The 14,602-nt window shown below is 47.5% G+C and carries 14 protein-coding genes and 1 tRNA gene; all 15 read right to left on the minus strand.

Annotation, left to right across the window (positions count from 1 at the left end):
* On the minus strand, window positions 1-156 hold a 156-nt coding region (locus QF669_00005), incomplete at its 3' end, for a GTP-binding protein (protein MDP6455827.1).
* A 19-nt stretch (window positions 157-175) separates the two neighbouring features.
* On the minus strand, window positions 176-2,269 hold the full coding sequence (gene fusA, locus QF669_00010; GenBank protein ID MDP6455828.1) for an elongation factor G: 2,094 nt from the start codon (window positions 2,267-2,269) through the stop codon (window positions 176-178).
* Between the two features lie 2 nt (window positions 2,270-2,271).
* Complete coding sequence (gene rpsG / locus QF669_00015; protein MDP6455829.1) at window positions 2,272-2,736, minus strand: 30S ribosomal protein S7; 465 nt, start codon at window positions 2,734-2,736, stop codon at window positions 2,272-2,274.
* 3 nt (window positions 2,737-2,739) lie between these two features.
* A complete protein-coding gene (gene rpsL, locus QF669_00020; GenBank protein MDP6455830.1) occupies window positions 2,740-3,111 on the minus strand; it encodes a 30S ribosomal protein S12 in 372 nt (123 codons plus the stop codon).
* A 21-nt stretch (window positions 3,112-3,132) separates the two neighbouring features.
* Window positions 3,133-7,404: a DNA-directed RNA polymerase subunit beta' gene (gene rpoC, locus QF669_00025; GenBank protein MDP6455831.1), complete on the minus strand. Its 4,272-nt coding sequence runs from the start codon at window positions 7,402-7,404 to the stop codon at window positions 3,133-3,135.
* A 16-nt stretch (window positions 7,405-7,420) separates the two neighbouring features.
* Window positions 7,421-11,200, minus strand: a complete 3,780-nt coding sequence (gene rpoB / locus QF669_00030) for a DNA-directed RNA polymerase subunit beta (GenBank protein MDP6455832.1) — start codon at window positions 11,198-11,200, stop codon at window positions 7,421-7,423.
* Between the two features lie 67 nt (window positions 11,201-11,267).
* Window positions 11,268-11,651 (minus strand): 50S ribosomal protein L7/L12, encoded by a 384-nt coding sequence (rplL, locus tag QF669_00035; GenBank protein MDP6455833.1) that lies wholly within the window; start codon window positions 11,649-11,651, stop codon window positions 11,268-11,270.
* A gap of 21 nt (window positions 11,652-11,672) precedes the next feature.
* Window positions 11,673-12,191: a 50S ribosomal protein L10 gene (gene rplJ / locus QF669_00040; protein ID MDP6455834.1), complete on the minus strand. Its 519-nt coding sequence runs from the start codon at window positions 12,189-12,191 to the stop codon at window positions 11,673-11,675.
* Between the two features lie 5 nt (window positions 12,192-12,196).
* Entirely contained in the window at window positions 12,197-12,886 is a 690-nt protein-coding gene (gene rplA / locus QF669_00045) for a 50S ribosomal protein L1 (protein MDP6455835.1), read from the minus strand.
* A gap of 13 nt (window positions 12,887-12,899) precedes the next feature.
* Entirely contained in the window at window positions 12,900-13,322 is a 423-nt protein-coding gene (rplK, locus tag QF669_00050; protein ID MDP6455836.1) for a 50S ribosomal protein L11, read from the minus strand.
* A gap of 5 nt (window positions 13,323-13,327) precedes the next feature.
* On the minus strand, window positions 13,328-13,855 hold the full coding sequence (gene nusG, locus QF669_00055; protein MDP6455837.1) for a transcription termination/antitermination protein NusG: 528 nt from the start codon (window positions 13,853-13,855) through the stop codon (window positions 13,328-13,330).
* 2 nt (window positions 13,856-13,857) lie between these two features.
* Window positions 13,858-14,040, minus strand: coding sequence for a preprotein translocase subunit SecE (gene secE / locus QF669_00060; GenBank protein ID MDP6455838.1), 183 nt, complete (start codon window positions 14,038-14,040; stop codon window positions 13,858-13,860).
* Window positions 14,041-14,175: 135 nt separating this feature from the next.
* Window positions 14,176-14,248: transfer RNA gene (locus QF669_00065), tRNA-Trp, on the minus strand.
* A gap of 45 nt (window positions 14,249-14,293) precedes the next feature.
* A complete protein-coding gene (gene rpmG, locus QF669_00070) occupies window positions 14,294-14,458 on the minus strand; it encodes a 50S ribosomal protein L33 (protein ID MDP6455839.1) in 165 nt (54 codons plus the stop codon).
* A gap of 3 nt (window positions 14,459-14,461) precedes the next feature.
* The coding region (gene tuf, locus QF669_00075; GenBank protein MDP6455840.1) for an elongation factor Tu at window positions 14,462-14,602 on the minus strand (141 nt) is incomplete at its 5' end.

The raw sequence follows: 14,602 nt of genomic DNA on the forward strand, positions 1-14,602 counted from the left end.
ATTGTCAATAGAGTCAAACGTGCGGATCTCACTCAAACCACGCTTCGACAATAAAAGCGTCATCGCCGCCGTCAACGTCGTCTTGCCGTGATCCACATGTCCAATCGTACCTACGTTTATGTGAGGCTTCGTTCGCTCAAACTTCTCCTTTGCCATGACCTGTTCTCCTTATTACTTAAGCTGGTTCAGCAACAGCTCCTGTTTTCTCAATGATCTTATCCTTGATTGACAATGGCACCGTCTTATATTCGCCAAATTCCATCGAAAAAACAGCTCTCCCCTGTGTTACGGATCTCAGTGAGGTGGCGTAACCAAACATTTCAGCAAGAGGTGTGTTCGCCCGTATCACAACCGCATCTTTGCGGTGGTCCGTACCCTGTATCTCACCGCGACGCGCAGTTAAATCCCCCATTACGTCTCCGAGGTACTGCTCGGGGAGGACTACCTCCACTTTCATTACCGGCTCCAATACAGCTGGTTTAGCCCTGTTACACGCTTCCCTCAAAGCCATCGATCCAGCTATCTTAAAAGCAAGTTCCGATGAATCGACAGCGTGGTATGATCCGTCGAGGAGTTCTACCCTGACATCCTCCAGCGGATAACCAGCCAGAACGCCGTTCTTCAGCGATTCCTGTATCCCCTGATTGACAGCCGGAATGTATTCTTTCGGAATAACACCCCCCACGATCTTGTTATCGAAATGGTAACCTTTCCCCGGTTCGTTAGGCTCAACTTTAATCTTGACATGCCCATACTGACCGCGACCGCCAGACTGACGAATAAATTTCCCCTCAGCATCGGCTTCAGCCGTAATTGTCTCTCGATAGGCTACCTGGGGTTTTCCCACATGCGCGACAACGCCAAACTCTCTCTTAAGTCTATCTACAAGGATTTCAAGATGCAGTTCACCCATACCCGAAATCACCGTCTGACCGGTGTCGGGATCAGTTGCAACTTGGAAAGTTGGGTCTTCATCAGATAGTTTCACAAGAGACTCAGAAAGATTCTCCTGTTCGGCCTTGCTTGTCGCTTCAATAGCGACTGAAATTACCGGTTTTTGAAAATCCATAGCCTCAAGTACAATGGGCGCAGACAGATCGCACAATGTATTACCCGTTTTCGTCTGCTTCAATCCCACAGCAGCTGCAATCTCTCCAGCCGTAACACTTTTGCGCTCTTCACGCTTGTTTGCGTGCATTAGTAACAATCGCCCAATCCTCTCTTTACGTCCCGTAGCCGTATTCAATACAGTAGATCCTGAAGTCAGGACGCCGGAATAGACCCTGAAGAATGTCAACCGACCGACATACGGATCTGTCATAATCTTGAAAGCAAGAGCACTAAACGGTTCCTCGGGTGATGGTGCACGGCTTAATAAAATATCGGAGTCTTCCGGAGCATGTCCGATAACTTCATCCTTATCCAGCGGAGACGGCATAAAATCAACTGCCGCATCCAGCAATCTCTGAATACCCTTGTTCTTGAATGCGGATCCGCAGAGGACGGGGATAAAAGCGTTATCAAGGCAACCCTTCCGCAGGGCACCTTTAATCTCATCTGTTGTAATCTCCTCTTCTGCAAGATATTTCTCCAGCAGCTGTTCATCATAGGCCGCGCACTCTTCAACCAAGTGATGACGGGCTTCTTCCGCCTCTGCCTTCATATCATCCGGAATATCAATAAAGTCGTAATGCGATCCAAAACTCAATTCATTGTAGACAATCGCCTTCATACGAATAAGGTCAATCAGACCTGCGAATAGTTCTCCCGCTCCGATAGGAATCGTGAGAGGTAGCGGATTTGCATTGAGACGTTTTTTAATCATATCGACAACGTGCAGAAAATCGGCACCCATCCTGTCCATCTTGTTGACAAATGCTATCCGCGGAACTTTATACTTGTCGGCTTGGCGCCAGACTGTCTCACTTTGAGGCTCCACTCCGCCGACGGCGCAAAAAATCACTACTGCACCATCCAGCACACGAAGTGATCTTTCAACTTCCGCTGTAAAATCGATGTGCCCTGGTGTATCGATAATGTTGATTCTGTGATCTTCCCAGAAAGTCGTGGTAGCGGCCGAAGTAATGGTAATACCTCTCTCCTTCTCTTGCTGCATCCAGTCCATGGTAGCCGCACCGTCGTGTACCTCACCCATTCGATGAACTCGCCCCGTATAGTAGAGAACGCGTTCAGTCGTTGTCGTCTTGCCGGCGTCAATATGTGCCAGAATACCGATGTTTCTAACTCTATCTAAGGGAATCTCTTTCATCTTTACCTATAGTGGGCAAATGCCTTGTTTGCTTCGGCCATTCTGTGCGTGTCTTCCTTTTTCTTGATGGAACCACCTTCATTATTGGCGGCGTCGATCAATTCTGCAGCCAGTTTTTCCGCCATACTGTGGCCGCGCCTCGATTTTGCATGAGTGAGAATCCATCTTGTCGCCAGAGCGTAACTCCTGTGCTCCAGCACATGAATCGGTACCTGATAGGTTGCACCACCAATCCTGCGAGACTTGACTTCAATGAGCGGCTTCACGTTATCCATCGCTTTATGGAACATCTCCACAGGGTCACCTTTAGTCTTGGTGTTTATGACATCCATGGCACCGTAAAAGATACTTTCGGCTATACCCTTTTTCCCGCGCAACATAAGATTGTTAATAAATTTTTGAACCATCAAGTCCCCGTACACTGGGTCAGGAAGAATCTGTCTTTTCTCAGGCCTGCGTCTTCTCATTTTCTACCTCGGTCTCTTAGCACCATACCTGGAGCGACTGGTCTTCCTGTCAGAAACGCCCGCCGTATCCATGGTTCCCCTGATAATGTGATAGCGTACGCCGGGAAGGTCCTTTACCCTACCTCCTTCTATAACGACGAGTGAATGTTCCTGCAGGTTATGACCTTCTCCCGGAATGTAGGCAATTACTTCGATGCCGTTGGTTAACCTCACCTTTGCCACCTTTCTCAGCGCAGAATTCGGCTTTTTGGGCGTAGTTGTATAGACCCGAGTACAGACACCGCGCTTCTGTGGATTTCCCTGTAAAGCAGGCGTACTCGTCTTTTTCAACGTCTTCTTTCTGCCCTTCCGAACTAATTGATTAATCGTTGGCATTCGATATCTCCGTCAGATAGACTAAGCTGTGACTTCCTCCACTACCTCTTCCGTCTCAGCCACTTCTTCCTCCTCGTCAATCTTCCTGACCAGCGGCTTTTGGGCATCAACAAAGCCGGTTCCTGCCGGAATCAGTCTTCCCATGATGACATTTTCTTTCAAACCCATGAGGTAATCAGTTTTACCCTCACTTGCCGCATCAGTCAATACGCGTGTTGTCTCCTGGAATGATGCTGCCGAAATGAAACTCTCCGTATTCAGCGAAGCTCTCGTAATCCCAAGGAGCAGCGGACGGAAGGTTGCAGGTTTAGTAGTTTTGCCTTTGACAGGTTTTTTCCCCTCTTCCTTTAGCTGTTTGTTGATCTCCCTCTGCTCATTTTTATCCAGAAGATCACCCTCCTCGTAATCAGAATCGCCAAGTTCCGAAACAACTATCATCTTTGAGATGCGCTCATTTTCCGTAAAGAGATCTGAACGGTTTACTCTGTCAAGTGCCAGAAATCTCGTGTCGCCGGGATTAAGTACTTCCAGTTTTTGCATCATCTGGCGCACAATCACCTCGATGTGTTTGTCGTTAATCCTCACACCCTGCAGACGATAAACCTCCTGAATCTCATTCACGAGATACTCCTGAACCTTCTCCGGCCCCAGAATATCGAGAATATCATTAGGCGAGATGGCACCTTCGCACAGACGGTCACCAGCGCTCACTCTATCTCCTTCATGAACTATAACATGTCTGCCATAAGGAATAGAGTACTTCCTCTTCTCTTCATGGGCACCTTCTACGATAATTTCACGAATACCTCGCTTGACTTCTCCAAATTTCGCGACGCCGTCAATCTCGGCCACAACTGCTGGCTCCTTCGGCTTGCGTGCCTCGAACAGTTCAGCGACCCTGGGCAGACCACCCGTAATATCACGTGTCTTTCCAATTTCCTTCGCGATCTTAACCAGCACCTTACCGGCTTTTACCTTCTGACCGTCCTTCACCATGAGAACAGCTTTTACAGGAAGGATTGTACCGCCGGCAAGGGTATTGCCTTTGGCATCAACTATATCAAGATGAGGAGCCAGACGACGGTTTTTTGATTCAATGGTTACTAGCTGTTTCTTACCGCCTTCCACGGCCTCTTCCTGGAAAGTCTCTCCTTCTATCATATCCATGAAATGGACCTGACCGCTTTGACGCGCAAGGATAACGTCCGTATATGGATCCCAGGTGAAAAGCACCTGTCCGGACTTTATTTTCTGCCCGTCTTTCACGCGAAGATCAGCACCGTAGGGAACGTTGTAAACTGACACCGCACGATTATTGGCATCAATAATCTCCAGACTGGAGTTTCTGACCAGAACCTTTTTCAGGAGTTTACCTTCGGAAACCACCTCTCCTTCACTCTCAACTTCGGCAAACACGATGTTTTCGGAGTATTTCACCCGGCCAGCCCGGCGAGACTTCATTTCTGACTGCTCGATAATCCTGGCTGCAGTACCACCGATATGGAAGGTACGCAGCGTAAGCTGTGTTCCCGGTTCACCTATGCTCTGAGCCGCAACAATACCAACCGATGCGCCAAAGCCTACCAGTTTGTTGTTGCTTAGATCTGTGCCATAGCAAAGGGCGCACACACCGCGTTTTGATTCACACGTCAGGACGGATCTGATGCGGACCGTGTCTACTTCATATTTATTCAACATATCGGCAACTTCGTTATCAACCAGAGTACCCGCCTTGAGAATTATCTCACCATCAGCATAGATATCTTCCTGAACCACGCGACCACGGATTCTCTCTTGGAGGGGCTCGATGATTTCCTCTCCCTCTTTCAGGTCACCCGTCCGAACACCATTTATGGTACCACAGTCTTGCTGGTTGACAACAACATCCTGTGCCACATCTACCAGTCGGCGCGTAAGGTAACCGGCATCAGCTGTTTTCAAGGCTGTGTCAGCAAGACCCTTACGAGCGCCGTGAGTGGAAATAAAGTATTCCAGCACGGTGAGACCTTCCCTGAAATTAGATGTAATGGGATTCTCGATAATTTCTCCCTTACCGCCCGTCATACTTTTCTTTGGTTTTGCCATCAATCCCCGCATACCGGCCAACTGTTTTATCTGATCCTGACTTCCTCTTGCACCAGAATCTGCCATCATAAAGACCGGATTAAAACCAGCTTCGTCTTTTTCCAAATGGTTCATCATCGATTCGGACACTCGATTCGTGGCGTGAGTCCAGACGTCGATTACCTTGTTATAACGTTCACCTTCAGTCAGAATATGAAGATCAGACTTTCTGTGAATGGCCGAAATTTCTTTTTCTGCACCTGTAATGATTTTTCCCTTTTCTGCCGGGATCAAGACATCTTCCACAGATATTGAGGCGCCGCTGCTGGTAGCATAGCTGAATCCCATATCTTTGAGATCATCGAGGAACTTCACCGTCCGGTGATTGCCGGCTTTCATATAAGATTTGTAAACTATTTTCTCGAGATTCTTCTTACTGATGAGTTCGTCTATATAGCCCACCTCCTCAGGCACAACCGCATTGAATATGGCCCGACCAACTGTTGTTTTCTTTTGCCACTTACCCCGTGCCCGCAGATCAATGATGGCGTGAAGACCGACAGAACCTCCTTCATAGGCAAGGACTACTTCATCGATACTCGAAAAACTTCTCCCTTCGCCGAGGTCACCTTTCTTTTGTTTCGTCAGATAGTAGCATCCCAAAACCATATCCTGAGACGGGATTGCCAGTGGATAGCCGTGAGCCGGATGGAGAATGTTATGACTGGAGAGCATGAGAACCCTGGCTTCCATCTGAGCTTCCGCCGACAGAGGGATGTGAACAGCCATCTGGTCACCGTCAAAGTCAGCGTTGAAAGCAGCGCAGACCAGCGGATGAATCTGAATCGCTTTTCCATCAACTAGAACCGGCTGGAAAGCCTGTATACCCAGCCTATGAAGCGTCGGGGCACGGTTAAGTAGAACCGGATGATCTTTCACAACATAATCCAGAATAGTATAGACTTCGGGTCTCTTTTCATCTACCATTAGTTTCGCACTCTTCGGGGTACCGGTATAACCACGAGCGATCAACTCATGGATCAGGTGAGGCTTGAAGAGTTCGAGAGCCATATCCTTTGGCAATCCACACTCACTTAGTTCAAGCTCAGGCCCGACAACGATAACAGAACGACCCGAGTAGTCGACGCGCTTGCCAAGAAGGTTTTGACGGAAACGACCCTGTTTCCCACGGAGCATATCGCTCAGACTTTTCAAAGGTCGCCTTGTACCACTGCTGACAGCGGTACCGCGGCGGGTATTATCAAACAGTGTATCTACCGCTTCCTGAAGCATCCGCTTCTCATTTCTGAGAATAACATCGGGCGCTTTAATATCGATGAGTTGCTTGAGACGGTTATTACGGATGATTACACGACGGTACAGATCATTCAGATCACTGGCAGCAAAACGGCCGCCTTCAAGCGGGACGAGCGGTCGCAATTCTGGCGGAATTACCGGAAGCACTGTGATAACCGTCCATTCAGGACGATTAAGGCGCCTTTTGCCCGGCAAAGGATAGAAAGCCTTCACAACCTTCAAACGCTTTAAGGCGTCGGATCGCTTCTGCTTGGAACGCAACGTCTTAATGTTGTGCTCAAGTTCCCTGATAGTTTCTGTAATATCGAGAGTCTTTAACGCATCACGAACGGCCGCTCCGCCCATACCAGCGTAGAAATAGTTCTCTTCATCCTGGTCTTCTTCTGAAACAGAGTGTTTGCCATATTTAGCCTCAAGCTCCTGATATTCAGCTTCTTCGATAAGATCCATGGGTGCCTTATCCGAAGCGCCCGGTCTGATAACCAAGTATGCTTCATAATAGATGATTTTTTCAAGATCACGCGTCGGGATACCGAGAAGGTGACTCAACTTACCGGGGACAGACCTGAGGTACCAGATATGGACAACTGGAACAGCGAGGGTGATATGACCCATTCTCTCGCGGCGGACGCGCTTCCGCGTCACCTCAACTCCGCATCGATCACAGATGATCCCGCGATAGCGAATGCCTTTGTACTTGCCGCAGTGGCATTCGTAATCTTTAACAGGACCAAAGATTTTTTCACAGAACAGGCCGTCCTTTTCCGGCTTGTACGAGCGGTAGTTGATTGTCTCGGGTTTCAGGACTTCACCCAAAGAGCGTCTCAAAATATCTTCCGGAGAAGAAAGTCCGATTGAAACGGCAGAAAAGTCTGTTGAACTCTCGCGGTGCGGCGGTTTTATGTATACCACTTAGACTCCCTCCCTACTAATTGTGTAATTGGACATCAACGCCCAGTCCTTGTAGTTCCTTGACGAGTACATTGAACGATTCAGGAATGCTAAATGAAGGAATATTATCACCCCTTACAATGGAGTTGTATACTCTTGATCTGCCTTCAACGTCGTCAGATTTACCCGTAAGCATCTCCTGAAGTGCGTAACTGGCACCATAGGCCTCCAGCGCCCAGACTTCCATCTCTCCCAATCTCTGACCGCCAAACTGAGCTTTACCTCCCAATGGCTGCTGTGTAATCAAAGAGTAGGGGCCGGTTGAACGGGCATGCATCTTGTCATCAATCATGTGATTCAGTTTCATCATATATATGTAACCGATGGTAACCGGGTAATCAAAGTATTCACCAGTTCTACCATCTTTTAGTTCTATCTTACCTGTCTCGGGAAGATTAGCTTTCCTTAACTCCTCTTTAACCTGTTCGGGCGTAGCGCTGTCAAATGGTGGCGTCTCATAGTGAACACCCAGAATCTGACCAGCCCAACCCAGCATTGTTTCATAAAGCTGCCCGAGGTTCATCCGAGAAGGTACTCCTAGAGGATTCAGAACCAGATCAACGGGAGTACCGTCATCAAGAAAAGGCATATCCTCTTCAGGAACAACCACGGCGACAACACCTTTGTTACCGTGTCTTCCCGCCATCTTGTCACCAACCTGAACCTTTCTCCTATTAGCGATGTAAACCTTTGTCAGTTTTGAAACGCCGGGCTGAAGTTCATCGCCAACCTGCAGTCTGTAGATTTCACGATCGAGTTTTTCCTCAGTCCGTCTCCACTCACTGTTGAACGAATTCCATACTTGCTGTATCTGAATCCAGACATTTCTGTCATTAACCCATTGATTATCACGGGAAATTCTCTCCAGATCGAGATTTGCCAGCCGCTTGGACGTCAGCTTAGTCGATGCCTTGATAATTGTCTTTCCTGTAGCAACGTCCCTCAATCCACCGCAGATCTGATCTGTCAGGAGCTGGATCAGGTGTTCATCACGTGTTTTTTTAAGACGTCTCTTTGCTCGGCGTGTCTCTTCTTGAAGTTTCCCGATAATTTTCTTTTCCTGGGCACGTGTCGCTTTGCTCTTTCTTTCGAATAATTGTGTCCTTACCACGACGCCGTTGATTCCGGGTTCTGCCCTCTTGGAGGCATCTTTCACATCTCCAGCCTTTTCGCCAAAAATAGCACGCAGGAGTTTCTCTTCTGGTGTCGGGTCAGTTTCCCCTTTAGGTGTTATTTTACCGATGAGGATATCGCCAGCCTGAACCCGGGCACCTTCTCTAATGATGCCATCTTCATCCAGATCTTTAGTCGCCTCATCGCCTACATTTGGGATCTCTCTGGTCAGTTCTTCCTCACCCCGCTTTGTGTCACGGACCTCCAGATCAACCTCAGAAATGTGAATGGAAGTAAAAACGTCATCCTTGATCAGTCTTTCGCTGATGACAATAGCATCTTCAAAATTATATCCACGCCACGGCATGAAAGCTACAAGGATATTTTTTCCCAAAGCTAATTCACCGTTCTTGTTCGAAGGACCATCTGCAATCAGGTCACCCCGATAGACTTTTTCTTTCTCACGCACCACAGGCCTCTGATTCATACAGGTATCCTGATTAGTCCGGGAATACTTCATCAGAGGAATGCGAACGCGGTTCTCATCGGCCGAGATTGCAAGATCTTCCGGAACATGCCTGGTTTTAATGACAATTGACTTCGCATCCACTTGCTCTACTACACCTGTCACCGGAGAATAGAGACATGACATAGAGTCCTCAGCCACTGTTTTTTCCATACCGGTACCGACAATAGGAGCGTCAGGATTAATAAGCGGAACGGATTGACGCTGCATATTCGAACCCATGAGAGCACGGTTAGCATCATCGTGCTCCAGAAATGGAATAAGCGCGGCAGCTACGCTCAAGATCTGGTAAGGTGCCACATCTGTAAACTGTACTTCATCAGCCTTCACGACAGGGAAGTCACCGCGTATCCGCACGCGAACTTTTTCATCTTCGATTTTACCTTCCTGGCCTATATCCGGCATAGCTTGAGCAATTCTGGACCGATCCTCATCTTCAGCAGAAAGGTATTTTGTTTTGCTAGTTACAAAAGGATCACCGTTTTTAGTCGTCACGACGCGATACGGCGCTTCGATAAACCCTAGATCGTTCACCTGAGCATATGTCGACAGTGAAGATATCAAGCCGATGTTCGGTCCCTCGGGCGTCTCAATAGGACAGAGCCTGCCGTAGTGAGTGTAGTGGACATCACGAACTTCGAAACCAGCACGTTCTCTGGTCATGCCACCAGGACCTAAGGCAGAAACGCGCCGCTTATGGGTGATCTCAGCCAGAGGATTCGTCTGATCCATAAACTGACTCAGTTGACTGGTGCCAAAGAATGAATTGATAACAGTAGTCACAACACGTGAGTTGATGAGATCCTGAGGTGTGAGACTTTCAGCCTCCCTGAGATTCATTCTTTCGCGGATTGTTCTTGCCATGCGATTCAGAGCTACAGAGAATTGATTGGTCAACTGTTCTCCAACGGTTTTCATGCGGCGATTGCCCAAATGATCTATATCATCTGATCCCCTCAAACCTTTTCGCATCTCCATGAGATACTCAATAACGCAAATGAGATCTTCCGTTGTCAGAACCGTGTGATCAAGAGATACATCCAGATCAAACTGCTTGTTCAGACGATATCTTCCAACTTTGCCTAAATCGTACCGCTTAGGACTGAAGAAAATCCTTTCCACAAATTTCTGGGCCGTTTCAAGGTTCGGAGGTTCACCTGAACGAAGATGTTTATACATCAGGCGTAGCGATTCTTCCGTATTTTCAGTTGGATCCTTGATCATTGTATTGGTGAGAAGCTCGACGGCCAAATCGTCCTCCGGATTGACACACTTTAATTCCTTAACTTTATTCGCCTTTAATTCAAGAATAAGGTCTTCAGTCAGTTCAACACCGCTTTCTGCAATAATTTCACCTGTCTCAAAATTGACAATATCTTCAACCAGATAATTTCCTTCAATTTTCTTGATGGAACGTGCATCAAGCTTCGACGAAATAAGGAGATTGAAAGCTCTGAAAATATCTTTATTTTCAGAAAAACCGAGAGATCTGAGGAGTGTTGTAACGGGAAACTTCCTCCGTCTATCAATAATAACAAATATACAGTCCCTGATATCAGTGGTAAAATCTATCCAGGATCCTCTAAACGGTATCACTCTAGCCTGGAACAATTTTGTTCCGTTAGGATGCGTAAAATCGTCAAAGAAAACGCCGGGTGATCTCTGGAGCTGACTGACAACAATGCGTTCTGCGCCGTTGATGATAAACGTCCCGCGGTCTGTCATGAAAGGGACGTTGCCGAAATAGACATCCTGTTCGATGCTATGGGCGTATTTCGAACGATCAAATTCATCAGTAATGTGAAGAATAAGACGAACCTTCAGCGGAACGGCGTAAGTAACTCCCCTTTCAAGACATTCATGAGGTTTGTACTTCGGGAGACCAAAGTAGTAACTCTTGTATTCGAGGATATAATTCCGATGTGTATCTTCAATTGGGAACACGTTCCTGAGAACTTCTTCCAGACCGAACGGCTCACGCTGATCCTCAGGGACATCCAATTGCATGAAATGTCTAAAGGAATCGATCTGAACACCAAGCAAGTTCGGCATTGAAAAAACGCTTGGAGAACGTGAAAAGGAGTGTCTCTTTACCGTATGGTTTGTTCTACTCGGCAAAATTATATCCTCCACAAGGGTTGTTTATCTATCGGGACAACTATGCGGTACAATCGAATCATTCAGCTTACTTCAGTACGATCGTTCCACCAGCTTCTTCGAGCTGCTTCTTTATCTCTTCAGCCTCAGCCTTGGCGACTCCCTCCCGGACAGTCTTCGGTGCACTGTCTACAAGGTCTTTCGCCTCTTTCAGTCCAAGGTCGGTGAGGGATCTCACTACCTTAATCACTTGAATCTTTTTATCACCGGCAGCTTCAAGAACAACATCAAAAGAGTCTTTCTCTTCTGTCGTTGCTTCACCATCGCCGGCCGGGGATGCCGCCGCAACAGCAACTGGAGCAGCTGCAGTTACACCAAACTTCTCCTCGATTTCGGTGATCAGTTCGGAGATCTCAAGCATGTTCGCGTTTTCAAGATAGCCCATCACATCAGCGCGTGATACTTTAGCCATTATTCATTACCTCCTGACTTCCTACGATTCCTTAGTTTCTTTCAAACTGTTCAAGACATTAACAATATTTATCATCGGGCTTTTCAGCATAGATGACATCTTAGACATAGGCGATGAAAGTCCGCCTACAAGTTTTGTTAAAAGTGTTTCCTTCGATGGTAAAGTTGCTATCTTTGTGAAAACAGATTTGTCCATCACTTCACCTTCAAATATAAATGCTTTCAGTTGGGGCAAATCGTGTGTTTGGGTGAATTCGTGCAACACTTTTGCCGGTGCAGTAGCATCGTCATAACTGAAAGCAATAGCGGTGGACCCTTCAAACACATCATTCAATCCATCGATGCCGGCATTTTGAGTTGCAAGTTTTACCAACGTATTCTTCACAACGCGGTATTCCACGCCGCCATCCAGCAACTTTTTGCGCAAATCCGTGATATCGGCGACATCAAGACCGAGGTAATCGGTAAAATATATTCCTGTAGCCTTCTCCAGTTTCTGGGAGATAAATTCAACAGAATCGATGTTCTTTTGACTGGGCATCTTTCCTATACTATTGCCGCTTTATCTACTCTAATTCCTGGCCCCATACAGGAGGAAACTGTGATTTTCCGGAGATAAGTTCCTTTAACGGAAGCGGGTTTAGAATTAATCAGCGTGGTCATTACAACGCGGAGATTCTCACTCAGCTTCTGGGGTTCAAAAGAACTTTTGCCAATGGGTACATGTATTATGCCGTACTTGTCAACTCTCAGTTCGATCCTTCCCGCCTTAATTTCCTTTATAGCTTTGGTCACATCATTAGTGACCGTGCCGCTCTTAGGATTTGGCATTAGCCCTTTGGGTCCCAAAATCTTACCAAGTTTCCCTAACTTAGGCATCATGTCCGGAGTGGCAACGATGACATCAATTTCATCCCAACCGCTCTCCAGCTTTTTGATAAGATCATCGTCTCCCACATAATCTGCGCCCGCTTCCTGCGCTTCCTTAGCCTGTGCCCCGCTTGTTAAAACAAGGACTTTTACCTCTTGGCCGGTCCCGTTAGGAAGCGAAGTGGTAATACGAATATTCTGGTCAGCGTGACGCGGATCGACATCAAGGTTTACGGCAACTTCCACTGTTTCATCAAACTTTGCTGTGGCGGCTTCCTGGACGAGAGAAATGGCGTCGGCAATGGAGTACTCTTTCATCCGATCGATTGTTTTTAGCACCTTGTTATATCTCTTACCGTGCTTCATTAAAACCTCATCTCTACTGGACTTCAATTCCCATACTTCTGGCCGTACCACGGATCATTTCTACGGCAGCTTCAACTGTATTTGCATTCAGATCAGCCATTTTCGTCTCAGCGATTTTTCTCAAATCATTTTCTGTTACCTTCCCGACCTTCTCCCGATTGGGCTCGCCGGAACCGCTCTGAATTCCTGCCGCCTGCTTCAGCAGGACAGGCGCCGGAGGAGTCTTGGTGATAAAGGTAAAAGACCGGTCCTCATAGACAGTAATTACCACGGGCACGACAGTCCCCATTTTGTCTTTTGTCTGTTCGTTGAAAGTCTTACAGAAATCCATGATATTTACGCCGTGCTGCCCCAGTGCCGGACCGACTGGCGGTGCGGGATTTGCCTGTCCACCGGCAATCTGCAATTTGATCAGGGTCAGAACTTTCTTCGCCATCTGTATTACTTCACGTGCTCAACTTGAAGAAAATCCAGTTCTACAGGAGTGGCCCGACCGAAGATTGAAACCAGAACTTTCATTTTCTGCTTCTCATTATCAACTTCCTGAACGTCGCCGATAAAATCAACAAACGGCCCATCAATAACTCTCACTTTATCCGTCGACTTGTATTTAGTCACCATCACTTCGACTCCATCACGCGTTTCCACTTCGCCGAGAATTCTACTCACCTCGTCCTGTTTTAGCGATTCCGGCTCCCCTTTAGGCCCGACGAAACTGATGACCCCGGGGGTATTCTCTATGAAATGACGGCTTTCTACATTTATCTCCATCTTCACCAGGATATATCCCGGATAAAAAACTTTATTCCTTACAACTTTCTTGCCACTCCTCATCTCAACGACATTCTCTGACGGAACCAAGACTTCCTCTATCTGGTATTCACCATTATTTTTGCCTACTTCATTTAGCAGTGCATCACGGATCTTCTTCTCCTTACCCGAAAGTACTCTAACCGAAAACCAATCCATTGCTAGAGTACTACATTGATGATTCGCGACAGAATAAGATCAACCACGAAAAGGAATACTCCCAGAATCAGCGAGAGACCGAGAACAACCATGGTAGAACCACGCAACTCTTCCCACGAAGGCCAGGATACTTTCTTCATCTCGAACCTGACACCGTTGATGAATTCTTGAACTTTCTTTATCACCGTTTTTCACCTCGGGTGAGCCAGGCATCGAACCCACCTTGCCAACTGGAGGCTCGCATGCCCGCCGCTTTCTCTCAAATTTGCCTGACATCTCATCTCTCTGCTGGGGTGGCAGGATTTGACGACCCACCAATGCAGGTGAGGCAGGACTTGAACCCGCAACCGCCGGTTTTGGAGACCGGTGCTCTACCAGTTGAGCTACTCACCTATCTCAGCTCTATATGAATACCGCCGCCGGAAACCCAACAGCGATTCACTTCGTCTCCTTGTGCAGGGTATGCATCCGGCACAAGGGACAGTACTTCTTGTGGACGACTCTGTCCGGATGAACCCGGCGGTTCTTCGAAGTCGTATAGTTCCGTCGATGACAGTCCGGACATTCCAAGACAACCAGATCCCTTTTACTATTCCCTGCCACAGGCTACTCAACAATTTCAGTCACCACGCCAGCGCCTACCGTGCGACCACCCTCACGAATGGCAAACCGCAACTCCTTCGCCATCGCTATTGGCGCTATCAATGACACATCTATCGTTACATTATCTCCCGGCATTACCATCTC

It is taken from the genome of Candidatus Neomarinimicrobiota bacterium (genome assembly GCA_030743815.1).
Taxonomy (GTDB): domain Bacteria; phylum Fidelibacterota; class Marinisomatia; order Marinisomatales; family S15-B10; genus UBA2146.

Coding starts and splice junctions, on each gene's coding strand:
- fusA (MDP6455828.1), bottom strand. CDS start 2,269: ATGAAAGAGATTCCCTTAGATAGAGTTAGAAACATCGGTATTCTGGCA.
- rpsG (MDP6455829.1), bottom strand. CDS start 2,736: ATGAGAAGACGCAGGCCTGAGAAAAGACAGATTCTTCCTGACCCAGTG.
- rpsL (MDP6455830.1), bottom strand. CDS start 3,111: ATGCCAACGATTAATCAATTAGTTCGGAAGGGCAGAAAGAAGACGTTG.
- rplL (MDP6455833.1), bottom strand. CDS start 11,651: ATGGCTAAAGTATCACGCGCTGATGTGATGGGCTATCTTGAAAACGCG.
- rplJ (MDP6455834.1), bottom strand. CDS start 12,191: ATGCCCAGTCAAAAGAACATCGATTCTGTTGAATTTATCTCCCAGAAA.
- rplA (MDP6455835.1), bottom strand. CDS start 12,886: ATGAAGCACGGTAAGAGATATAACAAGGTGCTAAAAACAATCGATCGG.
- rplK (MDP6455836.1), bottom strand. CDS start 13,322: ATGGCGAAGAAAGTTCTGACCCTGATCAAATTGCAGATTGCCGGTGGA.
- nusG (MDP6455837.1), bottom strand. CDS start 13,855: ATGGATTGGTTTTCGGTTAGAGTACTTTCGGGTAAGGAGAAGAAGATC.